A 17,308-nucleotide genomic window follows, 5' to 3' on the forward strand; every position below is an offset into this window, starting at 1 on the left:
TCCCGAAGATTAGCTTGTCACGATGTATTACGTGGGGCTGCGCGACAAACTCCGGTCATGACTGACCAGTTCGACTTGCAGAGATTCGTCGACGCCCAGGCCGGCGTCTATGCCGGCGTTTGCGCCGAGTTGCGGGCCGGCCGCAAGCGCAGCCATTGGATCTGGTTCATCTTCCCGCAGTTGCGGGGGCTCGGTCGTAGCTCGACGGCCGACCACTACGGCATCGGGTCTTTACGGGAGGCCGGCGCCTACCTGGCCCACGACGTCCTGGGTCCACGGTTGCGGGAGTGTGTTCGGCTGGTTACGCAGGTCGACGGGCGGTCCGCCGAGCAGATCTTCGGCCGGCCGGACTGCCTCAAGGTCCGCTCGTCCATGACGCTGTTCGCGGTGGCCGCCGCCGATGAGGCCCAGCGAGCAGACTTCCAGGCCGTGCTGGACAAGTTCTATGACGGGCTCGGGGATCCGTTGACCCTCGAAATGCTCAGTGCGGCTGGATGATCAGCCATCCGTGCGGAGGAATTTCCGGGTGGCTGATGTCGTCCTGCGGTGGGGCGCCCGAACCGGCGATCATCCGGCCCGACGTCACCCCGAGGTCCGGCAGCGACACGGGCAGCGGCGCGTCGTCGATGTTGAGCGCCACGATCAGGGCCTCGGAGCCGGCGTGGGTCCGATACACGTAGCCGGTGTTGGTCAGCAGCATGGGCGCGGTCCGCGCCGTGTGCAGCCAGGGATGGCGCCGGCGCAATCCGATCAGGTACTGGTGCAGCCGCAGTGAATCGGAATCGTCTGGGGGAGTGGTAAATTCGGGCCGGACGGCGTCGTCGCCGCCGCGGCGTTCCTCTTTGAGGCCGCGGTAGGCCGACTCGTCGCCGGCGTAGATGCTCGGGGTTCCGCCGCTGGTCAGCAACAACACCAGCGCATGCTCGAGGTGTGCTGAATTCTGTAGCTGGCTGGCGATCCGGGTCACGTCATGGTTTCCCACGAAGGTCAGCGGTACGAACGTGTCGAGAAAATCGTTGTGCCGCTTCAGCGCCCAGTCCAGTTCGTGGAAGTTGCCGTCGTTGAGGCTGCTCCAGGTCGCCTTCCACAGCTCGTACTGGGTCACCGAGTCGAAGGTGGAGGCGTGGACGGTCGCGGCGTAGTCACCGTGGATCACCTCGCCGACGAACCACGCTTCGGGGAACTCGCCACGCACCGACGGCAGCACCTGCGCCCAGAACCGGTCGGGTACCGCGTACGCGGCGTCGAGGCGCCAGCCGTCGGCGCCGCGGCCCAACCAGTGCCGCATCACCGCGGCGGTGTGGTCCACCACCTCTGGCTCGTCGTGGTTGAGCGCGATCAGCTCGTCGTGACCTTCGAACGTATCGAATCGTGATGCCTTGCCGCGGCGGCGAAACCAACGGGACGCGGGGTGGTCGGGGCCGCCGTCGACGGCCTGCCGGTACTGGTCGAATTCGGTGCCCACATGGTTGAACACGCCGTCGAGCAGGATGCGCAGCCCGCGTTGCCGGGCCTCGGCCACCAGATGGTCGAAGTCGCTCTCGTCGCCCAGGCGCGGGTCGATGCGGAAGTGGTCGGTGGTGTCGTAACCGTGGGTGCGTGAAGCGAAGATCGGGCCGAGCGCGATTCCGGAGGCACCGAGTTGCACGGCGTGATCCAGCCATCCGACGACCCGGCGCAGCCGGTGCTCGTCGGGCGACGGTCGTGGATCTGCGGGGAACGCGCCGACGAAACCCAGTGGATAGATCTGCCACCAGACGGCATGCGCGACCCAGGACGGCTCAGACACGAAACTTCGCCGCGTACAGATCTTTCATGGTCTCTGCCAGGTCCCGCGCCGGCCCGTCCACCTCGAGGCCGGGGGCCACGGTGGCGATCGGCAGGGCGGCCACCGGACCGGCCGGCACACCCCATTCGGACAGCCAGCCCACCAGCTGCTCCGACGAGGTGGCGTAGACGATCCGGCCCAGCCCGACCCAGGCGTGCGCCGCGGAGCACATCGGACAGTGCTCACCGGAGGTGTACACCGTGGCGCGGGCGCGGTCCTGGGGGCTCAGGTGCTCGACGGCCCAACGGGCGATGGCGAATTCGGGATGCTGGGTGGCATCGCCGTCCTTGACCCTGTTGCGGTCGGCGAACACCGTGGCTCCGGTGTGATCGACCAGGATCGACCCGAAGGGCTCGTCGCCGTCGTCCAGCGCTTCGCGGGCCAACTCGACACATCTGCGCAACTGACCGAGGTCGTTCTCGCTGATAGCCACGTCGGCGAGTTTACGCCCGGGGCGACGCCGGACCGATCAGTCGCCGCCACAGCAGGCGTTCGTCACCTGCAGGCGGCACGCGCAGGAGGCCTGCACCGCGACGTCCGCGCGGGCCAGCGCCAATTCGAGTTGCTGCCCGATGATGGCGGCCTCCGCGTCGCGGCCCAGCCGGCGCAGGCATTCGTGGTAGCCGTGCAGGCTCCACACGTTGTTCGGGTGGTGGCTGGACCGGCTCAGCGCGGGGTCAAGGCCCAGGTCGGCGGCGTAGACGACGGCGGCCTCCTCGACATGCCCCTGCTCGAGCAGCAGTGCCCCGTATGCGTGGCGGGTGGGCTGCATCCATCCCCATGGCTCGTCGTAGGGCAGCGCGTCGTCGAGTTCGATTGCCCCGCGCAGATGGGCGAAGGCCGTCTCGTAATCGCCTTCCCGGTAGGCGATCTCACCGCTCAGCATCTTCTCGGCGATGGCCAGGATGTCCCGACTGGTGTTGTTGAACAGATACCGCGTGTCCGGGATGCGCCGGTATGCCGCGATGAAGTTGTCCCGCTCGGTGCGGGCCTGCTCAACCTGTCCGGTGGCGGCGTACGCGACGCCGCGGCCGTAATGGATGGTCGCCGTCGTGGTGCAGTACAGCTCCGGATCCGCGGGCAGCGGTTCGGAGATCAGATCGGCCCAGCGACCGAACCGCACCAGCACATGCACCCGCAACGGGACAAAGGCCTCCAGCCAGTCCGCCATCGGCGGCGAGGCAACCGAGAGCACCTCGGGGGTCAGCTGTGCGGCCAGTTCTTCGGCCGCGTCCAAGGCGATCTGTGAACTGCCCTCGAACATGGCCGAATACACCACGAAATGCAGGTCGTGCGCCCGGTACAGCGAATAGAAGTTCAGCGCACCCTCGCGTGCGACGAATTCCCTGTCGGCTTGTACCGCAGCCAGATTGGCGTTCACGGAGTTGCGGTAGTAGCCGCACAACACGTCGATGTGGCTGGCCATGTGTTGCAGATGCCCGGCGTCGGGCACCAGCCCACGCAGCAGGTCGGCGGCGGGTAGCGCGGCCTGCGGTGTCGTCGACATCTCCATCGCGTGGATGTAGAGGTGCAGCACGCCAGGATGTTGCCGGCCGGCGGCGGTGGCCAGCGCGGCGTCGAGGATCCGTTTCGCTTCCACCACACGCGATCCCGGCGCCGGCTCACCGGTGCGGCCGTCCCACAATGCCCACGCGGTCACGTTGAGGAGGGCATCGGCAGCCAACGTCTGCACATCGATGTCCTCGGGATGGGTCACGGCCAGCGCCACCATCGCGTCGGCGTAGGCGGCGTGCCCGGCCGTCAGGGCGTCGGTGTCATCGGGGTCGGCGGTCGGAAATCGCTTCTGGAGAGCGCAGATCAGGCCGCGCTCCACCACCGAGGCGCGGCCCGCTCCGGCGCGGTCGAGTTCGGTCCGGGCGCGGGCCAGCGAGGTGCTCAGATCTGTCGGGTCGAACGCGTCCCACGCCTTGTTGTAGTTGGGGCCGACGGCGTAGGCGATACCCCAGCGGGCGAGGGCAAAGTCCGGGTCGAGGTGCAGGGCACGCTCGAAGCACCGGATGGCCTCCTCGTGGTTGAAGGCATACGACCAGACCATGCCGCGGTCGAACCAGACCTGGGCCGGGACCGAGGGCGTCTCCGTCGGCCGGTGATAGCTCCCCAGCCGGTAATACCGTTCGGTCTCGGCGGGATCTGTCACGGTCCCGACGCTACCCCGGGTGGCTCGACACCGGAGCGTCGAACATGTTCTAGTGCTGGGATGCCGGGTTACACCCATGTCGAGGGTCTCAGTTCTGTGGACGTGCAGCGTCTGCGGTCGGTGTGGGCGCCGTTGGCCGGTTCGGTGCGTGCGCTGATCGACGCCAGCATCCGCTCGGAGGTCGACGCTGACGAGGTGGCCGCGGTCCGGGCCCAGATCGACGACGCGACCGCGCGGTTGCGGGCCAAACAGATCGACGGCCCGTTCGGTGTCCGCTACACCTCCGAGGGTGACCGGATGCCGTGGGGCAACCCGGCGATCGGTATCCGGAACCCGATCGCGCCGCCATTGGTCATCGTCAAGGATCCCGACGGCGGGGTGCGGACCGATTTCCACCTGGGTGCGCCCTACGAGGGCCCGCCGGGTCACGTGCACGGCGGGATGGTGGCGATGGTGCTCGATCATGTGCTGGGCGAGGTGGCTGCCAGCGACTCGGATCGCCCGAGGTTCACCGGCACCCTGACCATCCGTTACCTGCGCGCCACGCCGCTGGGCGATCTGCACGCCGAAGGGCGGATCACGCGCACCGACGGGATCAAAGCCTTTGCCTCCGGCCATGTTTCCGACGCCCAGGGAATCACCGCCGAGGCTGAAGGGGTGTTCATCCTGCCGAAATGGGCGCGGGGCTAGCGCGCGTCATCCGCGGGTTCCACCCGATCGATCGCGATGTCCTGCAGGCTGCGGGTGATCGTGGTCAGTTCGCCGATCAGAATGCGCGCAGCGCCGTTGTCGGCGGACAGCGTCGAGGCCACGTTGTGCACCCGCCGCAGGGCTGTCGACAGTTCAGCGGTGTCCAGGCTCCAGGGCACCGCGGGGCTCGGTGGCGCGCCGCGCAGGGCCTCCACGTAGTCGTCCACCGCAGCGATGAACTCGCTGTGGAGGGCCGACGAGGGGTGCGTCGGCAGGCTGTTCTCCAGCGTGGTGCAGGCGCTGGTCACCGAATTCAGCGCGGCGCGGTAGGTCCGCAGCCAGCGCCGCAGGACCGGAGGTTCCAGGCTGGTGGCGCCCCACGCGGCCTCGAATGCCGCGCGGGCCCGGAAGGCCCGCTGCCAGGCCGCCGACAGGATCTCGGCCGGGTGGTCGATTTCGTGTACGAATGCCTTGATCACGAGTGCGGCGTAGTCGATCTCGGTCATCAGCAGTTCCCCGGCGCGTTGGCGCAACCGGATGAGGGCGTGGTCGGGCAGTGCCACGTGGGCCATTACGGCCAGGGTGCCGCCGATCATCACGGCGAACAGTCGGTCGGTGTTGCCCGACCAGGGCGCGGACGCGCTCACCCCGACCGCGAACATGACGATCGCGCCCACCGTCGCGCCGACCGCGAGATAGCCGAACTGCGCGACACCGTAGGCCAGTCCGACGAACGCCAGCGCGCAGATCGTCGAACCGATCGGCCCGGGTTGCCACATGAGCGTGAGGATCGAGGCGACGACGATGCCGACGCCGAGGCCGGCCATCCGTCCGGCGCACCGCGTGTAGGTGTGCGCCGTTTCCGGCCGCAGCACCACCACGACCGTCAGGGGCATCCAGTAGCCGTGCTCCAGCCCGCCGTAGCGGGCTGCTGCCACCGCCAGCGCGGTGGTCACCGACAGCCGGATGGCGTGCCGCAGGATCGGCGAGGTCCAGGTCAGGTGCGATCGGACCACGGACGGTGCCGAGGCCAGCGAGCCGATCAGGTCGGGCCGGTGCAGCTGGCCGAACCTCAGCACCGCGGCCTCCCGCAGCTGTTCGCAGAAGCGTTGTGCCAGCGCCGCTTCGGGTCCGGTCACGGCGGAAGTGGCGGTGTGAACCCGCACCAGGGCGTGCTCGGCGTCGCGGCGCGCGGTGTGACCGTGGTCGGCGATCGCGTCGAGCAGCACCGCTGCGGCGGTCAGCAGCTGGGGTAGGCCCGTGCCGCCCTGGTTCTCGACGTCGGTCGAGCTGTCACGGTCAGCGGTGGAGCGCAGGGACGCCAAGGTGCCGGCGAGACGCTCGGGGAGGCGATATCCGCCGTGATAGGCACGTGGCCGCTGGCTCACCTGACTGTCGGCGAACACCTCACGTAGCCACGTCAGCGGGGCGTCGTCGACTGTCGCTGTGCAGTCGGCGGCGACGTTGCGGGCGTCACCGGCCAACGACTGGTAGGCCCGGGTGAGTCCGTCGCGCTGGGCGCGCCAGCGTCGCGGTGGCCACACGGCGATCAGCGCCGCCTGGACCACTCCGGCGACGATGACCAGGGCGGGCGCCAGCAGTGACTGGCCCACCGTCGGTGCGACCGGCGGCGCCAGTACCAGCAGCGCGCTGGCCGCTGAGGCCACCAGGCCGGCGTTGGCACCCAGCGACCACTGCATGCCCGCGGCGAAGCACCACAGGGCCACCACGCCGATGAAGATGGGGCTGTGCCCACCGGCGAGGGTGCCGAGCAGCACTGCGATGGCCAGTTCCACGGAGCCGGTCACCACCAGTGGCACCCGGCCGCCGGGACTGCGCTGCAGCGCGATCGCACCGGCGATCACGCCGCCGCCCAGTGTCCACATCGCTGTCGCACCAGAACCCAACGCCAGGGCGAGCGCAGTCACCGCCAGAACGCCGATCAGGCTTCGGGCCACCGCACCGGCGTCGGGGGTGTTGAGCCGGAGCGCGTCGGCTGCCTGCCCACCTGTGTGCACCGCACCATTCTCACTCGCAACCCGCCGCCGGTGGTACAACCGCCCACGCGTGGCGCGGATCGGTTCGCCGGTAGGTTCTCCCTTCGTGGAGAAAGTCATCGTTCTGCTACGTGCCCCGCATTCGGATCAGCAGTGGTGTCAGCGGCTGCGCACAAGTGTCGCCGACGAACTGCTGGCGCTCGGGCTGCCCGGCCTGACCATCAATGTCCGGGACGACGCGGTGCGGGAGTCGTTGATGACGCTGACGACGTTGGATCCTCCGGTGGTGGCGGTGGTCAGTCTGTGGGCCCGCCAGTACTACGGCGAACAGGTTTCGCGGGCGTTGGAAGTGCTTGCTGCCGAATGTGATTCGCTCGCGGCCTATCTGGTGACCGAATCGGTCCCGATGTGCGCGCCGGCGACCGGGGTGGGCGAGCGGACCGATGGTCTGGCCAATATCGCGCTGCTGCGCCGGCCCGTCGACCTCGATGAGGCCACCTGGCTACACCGCTGGCACCGCAACCACACCTCGGTGGCCATCGAAACCCAGGACACCTTCGGCTACACCCAGAACACCGTGGTGCGTGCGCTCACCGAGGACGCCCCGGCGATCGACGGCATCGTGGAGGAATTGTTCCGCCAGCAGGCGGTGTCGGATCTGCACGCGTTCTTCGGTGCTGCCGACGACGACGATCTGGCCGATCGCATGCGCAAGATGGTGGCCAGCACCGACGCCTTCGGCGCCAGCGCCAACATCGACACCGTGCCGACCAGCCGGTATGTCTACTCCAGCCCGTTCGCCGGCCCGCCGGTAGACCCGGGCGACGAGAGTGGAACGTGTTCTAGTTAGGCTGCAGCGGTCACGGCGCGAACTCGAGGAGTGAGAGATGACCCTGCTGATCGAGGACAACAACCGGGTTCGCACGTTGACCCTCAACCGCCCCGACGCGCTCAACGCGTTCAACGAGGCGCTGTACGACGAGACGACGGTCGCCCTACGGGCGGCCGCCGAGGATCCCGACGTCGCAGTGGTGTTGCTGACGGGTGCCGGCCGGGGGTTCAGCGCGGGCAACGACCTCGTCGAGATGCAGGCCCGTATCACCAACCCGGAATCCACCCCCGGTGAGCACGGGTTCTACGGAATGCTCGACGTGCTCGCGGATTTCCCGAAGCCGTTGATCTGTGCGGTCAACGGGGTCGGCGTGGGTATCGGCGCCACCATCCTCGGGTTCGCCGACCTGGCGTTCATGTCGTCCTCGGCGCGACTGAAGTGTCCGTTCACCAGCCTGGGCGTGGCGCCCGAGGCGGCCTCGTCGTATCTGATGCCACGGCTGCTCGGCAGGCAGAACGCCGCGTGGCTGCTGATGTCCTCGGAGTGGGTGAGCGCGGCCGAGGCCCGCGAAATGGGTCTGGTGTGGAAGGTCTGCGAGCCCGACACGCTGCTGACCGAGGCCAGGGGATACGCAGAAATCCTTGCGGCCAAGCCGATTTCCAGTTTGATCGCTGTCAAACAAGCCATGATGGCGCCGATCCGCGACCAGATCTCGGCGGCCGTGGAGCGGGAGAAGGCACTGTTCGTCGAACTGGTGGGCGCGGCGGCCAACGTCGACGCGCTGGCTCAGTTCGCCGATCGCAAGCGCTAGCGGGTGGCCCGCGACGGGCAGCCGTTGAATGGGGTGGGGCACCCCTCGGCCGCCTGATGGGCGGCGATGATGGCGCGGATGGTGCGCCGGCACCGTCCGCAGTCGGCGCCGGCGCCGCAGGCCTCGGCCACTTCCTTGGATGTGGTGGCGCCGGACTCCACGATCTCGTTGACAACCTGACTGGTCGCTCCGGTGCAGAGGCAGACGAACATCAGTCGTCCTGTCCGTCGACGTCCATGATGTACGCCAACTTGCCCACGAACAGGCTGGGGTATGCCCCGAATCCGGCCGTCGTCATCCACTCGGCGGCGGCGTCCGGGTGGTCGATCCACTGTCGTGCGCTGACCTCGTCGGAGACCTCCTGCAGGATCATCACTTCCTGGCCGTCGTCGAGCGCCTGATAGACCCAGATCTTGCGGATGCCGCCCTGCTCGAAGCGCTCCAGACCGTCGTGCACCTTGCGCATCAAGGTGGGAACGTCGTCGACGGTGGCCACCGCTCCGACGATCACGCCCGCCACGTGCCCCTCCGGGGACGGCTCGGTCAGGTCGATCTTCTCGACCACTTCGCCGCCGAATATCGGCGGAATATCTTCGACGCCGGAAATATCGAACCACTCGAAAATTGCGGGCGAACGCAGGACATCGCGGATGGACCGGGCATGGCGAATGCCTATTGTCACCAATACCCGGCCCGGTTCCCAAATTGATTTGTAGAGCACCACGTGATGAGCGCCGATAGACAACAGTCCTGAGCGATGTTTCCTCATCCATTTCCACATTTGTTCGACATCGTCGACGCGGAAATCGCAGGACAGAATGAGCGAGTGCAAGTCGTACTCACTCATTTCTTACCGGCCTTTCTTTCGTGGTGTCCCAAGAGATTAGCGCAGTCTAACCTTAGTTAGGACAGCCAGTCCACTCTTCGTGGCCACGCCTCGGTCCCACTGCCGCCGAGGGTCGGGCAATGTCGCACGAACACGCCGAATTGGGTGTTAATCATTGCGTCACGCCAGGCTTTCTGGACTAGATTGGATGTGCACGGCAGACGGCAACACTTGACCAGCCCTCAAGGTGCTTAGGAGCGACGATGCAAGGCGATCCCGATGTTCTGAAATTGCTCAACGAGCAATTGACGAGCGAACTCACTGCAATTAACCAATATTTCCTGCATTCGAAGATGCAAGATAATTGGGGATTTACCGAATTGGCGGAACACACCCGCGCCGAGTCCTTCGAAGAGATGCGGCACGCGGAGACCATCACCGACCGAATCCTGCTTCTGGACGGTCTGCCCAACTATCAGCGGCTGTTTTCGCTGCGCGTGGGTCAGACGCTTCGGGAACAGTTCGAGGCCGATCTGGCGATCGAGTACGAGGTGGTCGCTCGGCTGCGTCCGGGGATAATCATGTGCCGCGAAAAAGAGGACGCGACCTCGGCGCGGATCCTGGAAACCATCTTGGGTGACGAGGAAGGTCACATCGACTACCTCGAGACCCAGCTGGAGCTGATGGAGAAGTTGGGCGACGCGCTCTATGCAGCGCAGTGCGTCTCCCGCCCGCCGCAATAGCTTCGGCGTTTCGGTTCAAGCCGCCCTGGGTAGCCGGTCAGCCGCCGGTTGCCTGGGGCGGCTTTGTCCGTGCTGTAACTTTCATAGGCTATCTAACGATATCGCTGGTGAACCGGCAGGCCGGCGAAAGGAAGTTATGACCAGCCCGACAACGACAACCGCCGAGCAACCCGCCGGCGGTCCGATCCTGAGCGTGCGCAGACGCAACCTGGTGTTCGTCGCGGTCCTGCTCGGAATGCTGTTGGCCTCCCTCAACCAGACCATCGTCGCCACCGCGCTTCCCACGGTCGTGGCAGACCTGGGCGGTGCCGGTCATCAGGCATGGGTCGTGACCAGCTACCTGCTGGCCTCCACCGTCGTCACCGCCGTTGTCGGGAAGGTCGGCGACATCTTCGGCCGGAAAGTGGTGTACCAGGGCGCGGTCCTGTGCTTCCTCGCCGGATCGGTCCTCAGCGGCCTGTCGGGATCGATGGCCATGTTGGTCGCGGCGCGGGCGCTGCAGGGGATCGGCGGCGGCGCGATCATGGTGACATCCTCGGCGCTGATCGCCGAGGTCATCCCGCTCCGGGACCGCGGGCGGTATCAGGGTGCGCTCGGCGCCGTATTCGGCGTCACCACCGTTGCCGGCCCGCTGTTGGGCGGTTTCGTCACCGATCATCTCGGCTGGCGGTGGGCCTTCTGGCTGAGCATCCCGGTCGGCGTCGTGGTCCTGATCGTCGCGGCCGCCACGATCCCGGCAATGGCCTCCCGTGGCCCGCGCCCGCTGATCGACTATGCCGGAATCGTGTGGGTCGGGATCGGGGCCTCCGGTCTCACGCTGGCCACCAGCCTGGGCGGCGAACTGGCCTGGACCTCGCCGGCCATCATCGGATTGGTCGTCGGGTCCGTCCTGGCGCTGGCGATGTTCGTCCGGGCCGAAACCCGGGCGGCAGAACCGATTCTGCCGATGCGCCTGTTCCGAAATCCGGTGTTCACCACGTGTTGCGTGCTGTCGCTGGTCGTCGGCTTCGCCATGCTGGGTGCCTTGACGTTCATGCCCACTTTCATGCAGTTCGTCGACGGCGTATCGCCGTCCGAATCCGGCCTGCGCACCATGCCGATGGTCATCGGGCTGCTGATCACCTCAACCGTCAGCGGCAGCCTGGTGGGCCGCACCGGCCGGTACAAGATCTACCCGATCGCCGGTACCGCGATCATGCTCGTCGGGTTCGTCCTGCTGTCGCGCATGAACGCCGCGACCCCGATTCCGCTGCAATCGCTGTATCTGCTCATCCTGGGCGCCGGTATCGGCATGTGCATGCAGGTGCTCGTTCTCATCGTGCAGAACACGTCGGACTTCAGCGATCTGGGCGTGGCGACGTCGGGGGTCACGTTCTTCCGGACCATCGGCAGTTCCTTCGGTGCCGCGATCTTCGGGTCGTTGTTCGTCGGCTTCCTGTCGGATCGCCTGCCCGGTGCCCTCGCCGCCAGCGGCGCGCCATCGGTGGCGGGGGCATCTCCGGCGGCGCTGCACGAACTACCGCCCGAGGTCGCCGCCCCGATCGTCGACGCCTATGCGGATGCGCTGGACCTGGTGTTCCTTTGCGCCGCGCCGGTGGCGCTGATCGGCCTGATCGTCGCGCTGTTCCTCAAGGAGGTGCCACTCCTCGAGTCGGAGGCGACGATGGCGGGCGATCTCGGCGAAGGCTTCGGCATGCCGAGCTCGGAATCGGCGGACCAGGTGCTCGAGACCGTGGTCAGCCGGCTGATGCGCAGTTCACCCGAGATCCGGCTGCGGAACGTTGCGGGCGGGTCGGGGTGCGAGCTCGATGTCGCGGGGCTGTGGGCGCTACTCAAGATCTACCGGCACAGCCAGATATTCGGCGCGGCTCGCCTGACCGAGATCGCCGACCGCCTGGTCGTGCCCTTCGAAGTGCTCGAGCCGACCTTCAACCGGTTGGTGCAGGACGGGTATGTGTTGCGCACCGGGGACAACCTGTGGCTGACCCAGAGCGGGGTGCGGCAGGTCGACGGCGTCTCGGCCGCACTGGTGGAACGGATCGTCGACAAACTGGGCGATTCGTCGTCGTTCGAGGGCCGCCCGGACCGGGCCCAGGTGGAGGCCGCGCTGGAGCGCATCGCGCACCGGGTCGTGGTGCAGCGGGACTGGGGAGACGACGACCGTGCCACGGAGCTGACCGGCTCGGGAACCAAAAACTAGAACTTGTTCCAGAACTGCCGAATATTGCGTACGATTCGGCCCATGAGCCGTATCGGAGAATTTCCCGACGACGACGTGGCCGGCTGGATCTTGAAGTCGCCCGAGATCGGCACCGCGATGGCCAACTTCACCAACGCGGTGTACACCAAGGGCCGGCTGCCCCTGCGGGTGCGGGAGCTCGCTCGGATGGTGATCGCGCTCGACAACGAGTGCGTGGTGTGCCAGAACACCCGCGACTCCGACGGCGCCGCGGCCGGAGTGGACGAGGATCTCTACGATCACGCCGCCGAGTGGCGGACCTGGCCTGGCTACAGCGCGCAGGAGCGGATCGCCGCCGAGTTCGCCGCGCGCTTCGCGAGCGATCACACCGGACTGCGCGATGACGAGGACTTCTGGGAGCGCGCGCGTGAGCAGTTCGACGCCGAACTGCTCACCGACCTGGCGCTGTCGTGCGCGATGTGGCTCGGAATGGGCCGGATGCTGCGGACTCTCGACATCGGCCAAACCTGCAAGATCACGCTGTAGCCTGCGGAGCCATGATCGGAAGCCTTCGCTCTATCGTGCTCGACTGCCGGGATCCTCGTGCGCTGGCCGCCTTCTACGCCGAGGTGCTCGGCGGTGACGTGGCCGCCGAGGACGACACGTGGGTGGTCGTCACAGACCCGGCGGGCCGACGGCTCGCCTGCCAGTACTCGCCGCAGCACGAGCCGCCGTTATTTCCCGATCCGCGGGGGTCACAGCAGATTCACCTCGACATCCAGGTCGACGACCCGGATGAGGCCCAACGTCAGGTGCTGGCGCTGGGGGCGACCCGGGTCACCGATGCCGTCGGTGAGACCTTGTTCCGGGTGTTCCGTGACCCGGCCGGCCACCCGTTCTGTCTGGTGTGGGGTATCGACTGAGCGGCTGAGCCGTCAGACCAGCGCGGTGGCGTCGAACACCCACGACATGTCGGCCGTGGCGAAGTTCTCCAGCCAGTCCGGCGGGGCGTGGTTGGCCAGGGCACTCATGTCCCAGTAGTCCTTCCACAGCGTCACCTTGCCGTTCTCGACCCGGTGCACGGTGACGAACTTGAGCACGGCGGATTCACCTGTCGCCCAATGCCATTCCTCGTGGTGTTCGTACATGGCATCACGACCGTTGTCGACCAGCAGGCCGGGGAAGTTCTCGTAGGAGGCCAGCGGTTCGAGACCGATCTTGAGCCGCTTGACGATGTCTTCGGGGCCCCTGGCGGCCGCGGCCGGGCCCACCGGCATGTCCAGGTAGATGCAGTCGTCCGACAGGTACGTCTTGAGAAGTTCCCAATCGCGTTCCGACAGCGCCTTCCACATGCCGTGGACGGTTTCTTCGATCGAGACGTCTTCAACGGGCACTGGTCAACTTCCCATCCTCGGCGGAGATCGACGGGACGCGTTGTGCGGCCCGCAGGAACTGGCCGGTGCGCCGATGTCCCACCAGGTCGGTCAGCGCACCGTCGGCGAACACGGTGCGTCCGCCTACGAGCACCGCGGTGACGGTGTCGTCGTTGCGGTTCACCATGCGGGACAACCCGCCGTAATGGTCGACGGTCTCCTCGGCGTAGGCATCGAGGGAGTCGTCGAGGCGCTCCGGGTCGATGACGACGACGTCGGCGCGGTCCCCGATGCGCAGATGGCCGGCGTCGATCCGGTACCAGTCGGCGAGTTCACCGGTGAGCCGGTGCACGGCCCGCTCGATCGACATGAACGGCGTACCGGACCGCTCGGCGTCGCGGACGTGGCGCAGCAGGCGCAGCCCCATGTTGTAGAAGGCCATGTTCCGCAGGTGGGCACCGGCATCGGAGAAGCCGAGCTGGATACCCGGATCGCGAGCCAGCTTCTTGAGCACCTCGGGACGGTGGTTGGAGATAGTGGTCCGCCAGCGGATCGCGGAGCCGTGTTCGAGCACCAGGTCCAGGAAGGCATCGACCGGATGCAGCTCGCCCCGCTCCTGACCGACCTGGCCGAAGGTCTTGCCCACCACGGATTCGTCAGGGCAGGCGACGATATCGGCGTCGAAGAAGTCCCGGTGCCAGACCCGCACGCCGAACTTGCTGTCGTAGTCCTGGCGGAACTTACGGCGGTAGGACTCGTCACGCAGCAGTTCGTTGCGCTCGACCTCGTCACGCAGATGTAGAGCCGCTGCGCCGGAACCGAATTCCTCGAACACCACCAGGTCGATACCGTCGGCGTACACCTCGAACGGCACCGGCAGATGCTGCCAGCGGAAGTCCCCGCCGAGCGCGTTCGCCGCCTTGGCCAGCGGTCCCATCATCCAGATCGCATACGGGTTGGCCTTGATGTCGGCAGCCGAGAGCAGGCTGGTCTTCAGCTGCTTGCGGAACAACCCGAGGGACTGGGCCACCTGCGAGGCCAGGTTGAGGGGATTCTGGATGTCGGGGCCGGACTGCAGTACCCGGCCCGCGCGCCGCAGCATCGCCTTGAGCCGGCGGAGCTCCCGGGGCTTGGCGTAGGTGGACGGCAGGGTGCGGGATCGGCAGGTCTCACCGTCGATCTTGTCGAAAAGCAATTGCTGTGAGGACATCCCGACGAAGCCGGCGTCGAGGGCCTCTTTGAGCATCTGCTCCATGCGGGCCTGTTCGGCGGCCGTCGGCCGCTGGTCCTTGCGGGTCGCGCGGTCGAGTCCCATCACCGCGGTCCGCATATCGGAGTGCCCGATGAAGGCGGCAAGGTTGGGGCCCAGTGGCAGCGATTCGAGTGCCGATACGTATTCGTCGCAGTTGGACCACGTCTTGTTGTCGTCGACGGCCGCGATCACGTGGCTGCGTGGGATCGCCTCGACACGGCCGAACAAGTCACCCGCGTCGACACCGCCGACATGCACGGTCGACAGCGAGCACGATCCGAGCATCGCTGTCGTCACGCCATGGCGCAGTGACTCCGACAGCGACGGGCCGTTCAGAACCTCGACGTCATAGTGGGTGTGGATATCCAGCATTCCGGGCACCACCCACTTGCCGGTGGCATCGATGACCTGAGGGCAGTCCGTCTCGTCGAGACGGTCGGGGGAGATGGCGACCACGTGCCCGTCACGAATTCCGATGTTGCGCACCGCGGACGGGGCACCGGTGCCGTCGAACCAGCGGCCGTTGCGAATGATCGTGTCGAAGCTCACTCAGACATAGAACCGTCCCGGTAGTGGCAGTGTCAATGAAAATGGTGAACAGATTTGAGAAAATGTCTACTGAAGGCCGAGGGAGTGGGCTGAGCTGGGATTACAGCGGGGCCCAGGCGTCCGGAAGGCGCCCGTCGACGTCGGTGAACCCGTAGTGGCGCGCCAGCGCGGCCGAGCTGACGGAATGCTGGTTCCACTGCGCCCGGTGCGGGTCGGCGGCCAGCGCGGCGATACCGCGCCCGACGAAGCGGGGGGACTCGGATTCGGCGAATCCCGGCGGCGCGGCCGGATAGCCGTCGGTGCGGGCCAGGTCGAGGGCGCATCGCCAGTTGGCCTCGGTGACGCCGTAGTTGTCGAGCATCATCTCTGAGCGCAGCCAGCCCGGAGTGGCCGCGACGGCGGTGGCGCCGAACGCGGCGAGTTCGTGCCCGTGGCTGAACGCCAGCCGGTTCACCGCATTCTTGACCAGGTCGTAGAACACCGAGAGCCGGGGGTTCTCGGCATTGAATTCGGTTGTGCCATCGGTGATCTCGACCAGCAGGCCGCCGGGGCGATCGGCGAGCAGCGGCAGCAGGCAGTGCGACGTGATCAGGTGCGTGTCCAGTCCGAGGCGCAGCATCCGTAACCCGTCGTCCAGGTCGTGCTGCCACATCGGCCGCCCCCAGGTGTCCGGCGGTCCCTTGAGCACCTCGGCTCCCCAGATGTCGTTGACGAGGATGTCGATGTGCCCGTAGTCGGCCTTCAGGCGCCCGGCCAGTCTGCGTACCTGCGTCACGTCGAGGTGGTCGACCTGTACGGCGAGGCCGGATCCGCCCAGTTCCGTTACCAATTCGGCAGTTTCCTCGATGGTTTCGGGCCGGTCGTAGTCGGAGAGGCGGCTTCCGCATCTACTGCTGCGGCCGGTGCACACGACGGTTGCACCGACCTCACCCAGCGCCGCGGCGATGCCCCGACCCGCGCCGCGGGTTGCCCCGGCAACGACGGCGATGTGTCCCCGCAGCGCCTCGGGGTCGGGTGTCCAGGCCATCCGATGAGTATCCCGCCGCGCGCAGTTCTATAGCTGCGGTTCGGCATTTCAGCGCATACTGGCTGAGGTGACTCCGCTGCAGCGTTACATCGCCGAGGAAATCGCGACCGATCACCTCGACGGGCTGTTGTCGCGTCGTGAGGCATTGCGCCGGCTCGGACTGTTGGGAATAGGGGCCGCCGCGGCGGCCGCTCTGATCGCCGCCTGCGGTGAGGCGAAGCAATCGGCCCCCGGCGCAACATCCACCGCAACACCCAGTGCCGCACCGGGATCGACGCCGAAAGCCGGCCCGCCGCCGGGCACCGAAGGCGCGCTGCCCACCGACGAGGTCAGTTGGGCCGGCCCCGGCGGGGAGTTGCGGGGCGCCTGGGCCGCCGCGCCAGAACCCAGGGGCGCGGTGCTGGTGATCCACGAGAACAAGGGGCTCACCGACCACATCCGCTCGGTGGCCGGAAGGTTCGCCGGTATCGGGTATTCGGCGCTGGCGATCGACCTGCTCTCGGCGCAGGGCGGCACCGGGGCCTTCGCCGACCCTGCCGATGCCACCGCCGCGTTGAGCAGGATCGAACCGCAGGAGTTCATCGCAGATCTGGCGTCGGGCATCGAAGAGGTGCAACGCCGCGCCCCCGGCCGCAAGGTCGCCGCTGTCGGTTTCTGCATGGGCGGCGGGCTGGTCTGGCGGCTCCTGGCCGCGGGTACTCCTGCGCTGGCCGCCGCGGTGCCGTTCTACGGCCCAGCTCCCGACGATCCGGATTTCAGTGGTTCCCGCAACGCCGCGGTGCTCGCGTTCTACGGCGCCCTGGATCAGCGGGTGAACGCAGGTGAACCGACGATACGTGCGGCGTTGGAGCGCGCCGGAATGGTGCACGACCTGATCACCGAACCTGACGCCAATCACGCCTTCTTCAACGACACCGGCGATCGCTACAACCCGGCGGCCGCCGCCGAAGCCTGGCGCCGAATCCAGGAGTGGTTCGCGACGCATCTCGCCTGAGCCCGTCGGCGGCCTTGTTCAGCGGCTGTTCAGGCGTCGGTCGCGGCGT

The 17,308-nt window shown here is 67.2% G+C and carries 18 protein-coding genes; 9 read left to right on the plus strand and 9 right to left on the minus strand.

All coding sequences use genetic code 11. The features are described from left to right. Positions 1 to 57: 57 nt before the first annotated feature. Entirely contained in the window at positions 58 to 498 is a 441-nt protein-coding gene (locus tag ACZY08_RS27875) for a DUF1810 domain-containing protein (protein WP_463747841.1), read from the plus strand. Here ACZY08_RS27875 and ACZY08_RS27880 read toward each other — a convergent pair. Genes ACZY08_RS27880 through ACZY08_RS27890 form a run of 3 tightly spaced genes read right to left on the minus strand, consistent with a single transcriptional unit; the run spans position 482 to position 3,884 of the window. Beyond that, positions 482 to 1,789, minus strand: a complete 1,308-nt coding sequence (locus ACZY08_RS27880) for an alpha-amylase family protein (protein WP_463747842.1) — start codon at positions 1,787 to 1,789, stop codon at positions 482 to 484. The two genes, ACZY08_RS27875 and ACZY08_RS27880, sit on opposite strands and share 17 nt — an antisense overlap. Continuing rightward, on the minus strand, positions 1,782 to 2,261 hold the full coding sequence (locus ACZY08_RS27885) for a nucleoside deaminase (protein WP_463747843.1): 480 nt from the start codon (positions 2,259 to 2,261) through the stop codon (positions 1,782 to 1,784). Before ACZY08_RS27885 ends, ACZY08_RS27880 begins: the two co-directional genes overlap by 8 nt. 36 nt (positions 2,262 to 2,297) lie before the next feature. Beyond that, positions 2,298 to 3,884 (minus strand): hypothetical protein, encoded by a 1,587-nt coding sequence (locus tag ACZY08_RS27890; protein WP_463747911.1) that lies wholly within the window; start codon positions 3,882 to 3,884, stop codon positions 2,298 to 2,300. 162 nt (positions 3,885 to 4,046) lie between these two features. Here ACZY08_RS27890 and ACZY08_RS27895 point away from each other — a divergent pair, with 162 nt between their 5' ends. Beyond that, positions 4,047 to 4,676, plus strand: a complete 630-nt coding sequence (locus tag ACZY08_RS27895) for a PaaI family thioesterase (RefSeq protein WP_463747844.1) — start codon at positions 4,047 to 4,049, stop codon at positions 4,674 to 4,676. On the opposite strand, the gene ACZY08_RS27900 is transcribed toward ACZY08_RS27895, so the two are convergent. Then, entirely contained in the window at positions 4,673 to 6,694 is a 2,022-nt protein-coding gene (locus ACZY08_RS27900) for an FUSC family protein (protein WP_463747845.1), read from the minus strand. The genes ACZY08_RS27895 and ACZY08_RS27900 overlap by 4 nt on opposite strands. 85 nt (positions 6,695 to 6,779) lie before the next feature. On the opposite strand from ACZY08_RS27900, the gene ACZY08_RS27905 reads away from it, so the two are divergent. Both ACZY08_RS27905 and ACZY08_RS27910 read left to right on the plus strand, forming a co-directional pair. After that, positions 6,780 to 7,523 (plus strand): EthD domain-containing protein, encoded by a 744-nt coding sequence (locus ACZY08_RS27905; RefSeq protein WP_463747846.1) that lies wholly within the window; start codon positions 6,780 to 6,782, stop codon positions 7,521 to 7,523. Between the two features lie 37 nt (positions 7,524 to 7,560). After that, a complete protein-coding gene (locus ACZY08_RS27910; RefSeq protein ID WP_463747847.1) occupies positions 7,561 to 8,316 on the plus strand; it encodes an enoyl-CoA hydratase/isomerase family protein in 756 nt (251 codons plus the stop codon). On the opposite strand, the gene ACZY08_RS27915 is transcribed toward ACZY08_RS27910, so the two are convergent. Both ACZY08_RS27915 and ACZY08_RS27920 read right to left on the minus strand, forming a co-directional pair. Further along, positions 8,313 to 8,528, minus strand: coding sequence for a (2Fe-2S)-binding protein (locus ACZY08_RS27915; RefSeq protein WP_463747848.1), 216 nt, complete (start codon positions 8,526 to 8,528; stop codon positions 8,313 to 8,315). The genes ACZY08_RS27910 and ACZY08_RS27915 overlap by 4 nt on opposite strands. Continuing rightward, positions 8,528 to 9,163: a fatty-acid--CoA ligase gene (locus tag ACZY08_RS27920; RefSeq protein ID WP_463747849.1), complete on the minus strand. Its 636-nt coding sequence runs from the start codon at positions 9,161 to 9,163 to the stop codon at positions 8,528 to 8,530. The genes ACZY08_RS27915 and ACZY08_RS27920 overlap by 1 nt, the downstream gene beginning before the upstream one ends. Before the next feature lie 242 nt (positions 9,164 to 9,405). Between ACZY08_RS27920 and bfr the strand changes: the two genes are divergently transcribed. The 4 genes from bfr (at position 9,406) to ACZY08_RS27940 (ending at position 12,987) form a co-directional block, all read left to right on the plus strand. Continuing rightward, complete coding sequence (gene bfr / locus ACZY08_RS27925) at positions 9,406 to 9,885, plus strand: bacterioferritin (RefSeq protein WP_209916222.1); 480 nt, start codon at positions 9,406 to 9,408, stop codon at positions 9,883 to 9,885. 136 nt (positions 9,886 to 10,021) lie between these two features. After that, entirely contained in the window at positions 10,022 to 12,085 is a 2,064-nt protein-coding gene (locus ACZY08_RS27930; RefSeq protein WP_463747850.1) for an MDR family MFS transporter, read from the plus strand. Positions 12,086 to 12,127: 42 nt separating this feature from the next. Next, positions 12,128 to 12,610 (plus strand): carboxymuconolactone decarboxylase family protein, encoded by a 483-nt coding sequence (locus ACZY08_RS27935; protein WP_463747851.1) that lies wholly within the window; start codon positions 12,128 to 12,130, stop codon positions 12,608 to 12,610. Between the two features lie 11 nt (positions 12,611 to 12,621). Further along, positions 12,622 to 12,987, plus strand: coding sequence for a VOC family protein (locus ACZY08_RS27940; protein WP_463747852.1), 366 nt, complete (start codon positions 12,622 to 12,624; stop codon positions 12,985 to 12,987). A 12-nt stretch (positions 12,988 to 12,999) separates the two neighbouring features. Here ACZY08_RS27940 and ACZY08_RS27945 read toward each other — a convergent pair whose 3' ends face one another. The 3 genes from ACZY08_RS27945 to ACZY08_RS27955 form a co-directional block, all read right to left on the minus strand. Further along, positions 13,000 to 13,416 carry a nuclear transport factor 2 family protein gene (locus ACZY08_RS27945; RefSeq protein WP_463747912.1) on the minus strand — a complete coding sequence of 139 codons (417 nt, stop codon included), beginning with the start codon at positions 13,414 to 13,416 and terminating at the stop codon, positions 13,000 to 13,002. A 31-nt stretch (positions 13,417 to 13,447) separates the two neighbouring features. After that, positions 13,448 to 15,238: an N-acyl-D-amino-acid deacylase family protein gene (locus ACZY08_RS27950; RefSeq protein WP_463747853.1), complete on the minus strand. Its 1,791-nt coding sequence runs from the start codon at positions 15,236 to 15,238 to the stop codon at positions 13,448 to 13,450. Positions 15,239 to 15,338: 100 nt separating this feature from the next. Next, positions 15,339 to 16,265, minus strand: a complete 927-nt coding sequence (locus ACZY08_RS27955) for an SDR family oxidoreductase (protein WP_463747854.1) — start codon at positions 16,263 to 16,265, stop codon at positions 15,339 to 15,341. 67 nt (positions 16,266 to 16,332) lie between these two features. Here ACZY08_RS27955 and ACZY08_RS27960 point away from each other — a divergent pair, with 67 nt between their 5' ends. Continuing rightward, a complete protein-coding gene (locus ACZY08_RS27960) occupies positions 16,333 to 17,259 on the plus strand; it encodes a dienelactone hydrolase family protein (protein WP_463747855.1) in 927 nt (308 codons plus the stop codon). Positions 17,260 to 17,308 lie beyond the last annotated feature (49 nt).

It is taken from the genome of Mycobacterium sp. IDUB_9, assembly GCF_055419505.1.

What these genes read in the sequence shown, in the direction of transcription:
- ACZY08_RS27875 (WP_463747841.1), top strand. Translation starts at nt 58, where the DNA reads ATGACTGACCAGTTCGACTTGCAGAGATTCGTCGACGCCCAGGCCGGC.
- ACZY08_RS27890 (WP_463747911.1), bottom strand. Translation starts at nt 3,884, where the DNA reads ATGGTCTGGTCGTATGCCTTCAACCACGAGGAGGCCATCCGGTGCTTC.
- ACZY08_RS27895 (WP_463747844.1), top strand. Translation starts at nt 4,047, where the DNA reads ATGCCGGGTTACACCCATGTCGAGGGTCTCAGTTCTGTGGACGTGCAG.
- ACZY08_RS27910 (WP_463747847.1), top strand. Translation starts at nt 7,561, where the DNA reads ATGACCCTGCTGATCGAGGACAACAACCGGGTTCGCACGTTGACCCTC.
- ACZY08_RS27915 (WP_463747848.1), bottom strand. Translation starts at nt 8,528, where the DNA reads ATGTTCGTCTGCCTCTGCACCGGAGCGACCAGTCAGGTTGTCAACGAG.
- ACZY08_RS27920 (WP_463747849.1), bottom strand. Translation starts at nt 9,163, where the DNA reads ATGAGTGAGTACGACTTGCACTCGCTCATTCTGTCCTGCGATTTCCGC.
- bfr (WP_209916222.1), top strand. Translation starts at nt 9,406, where the DNA reads ATGCAAGGCGATCCCGATGTTCTGAAATTGCTCAACGAGCAATTGACG.
- ACZY08_RS27930 (WP_463747850.1), top strand. Translation starts at nt 10,022, where the DNA reads ATGACCAGCCCGACAACGACAACCGCCGAGCAACCCGCCGGCGGTCCG.
- ACZY08_RS27935 (WP_463747851.1), top strand. Translation starts at nt 12,128, where the DNA reads ATGAGCCGTATCGGAGAATTTCCCGACGACGACGTGGCCGGCTGGATC.
- ACZY08_RS27940 (WP_463747852.1), top strand. Translation starts at nt 12,622, where the DNA reads ATGATCGGAAGCCTTCGCTCTATCGTGCTCGACTGCCGGGATCCTCGT.
- ACZY08_RS27945 (WP_463747912.1), bottom strand. Translation starts at nt 13,416, where the DNA reads ATGTGGAAGGCGCTGTCGGAACGCGATTGGGAACTTCTCAAGACGTAC.
- ACZY08_RS27955 (WP_463747854.1), bottom strand. Translation starts at nt 16,265, where the DNA reads ATGGCCTGGACACCCGACCCCGAGGCGCTGCGGGGACACATCGCCGTC.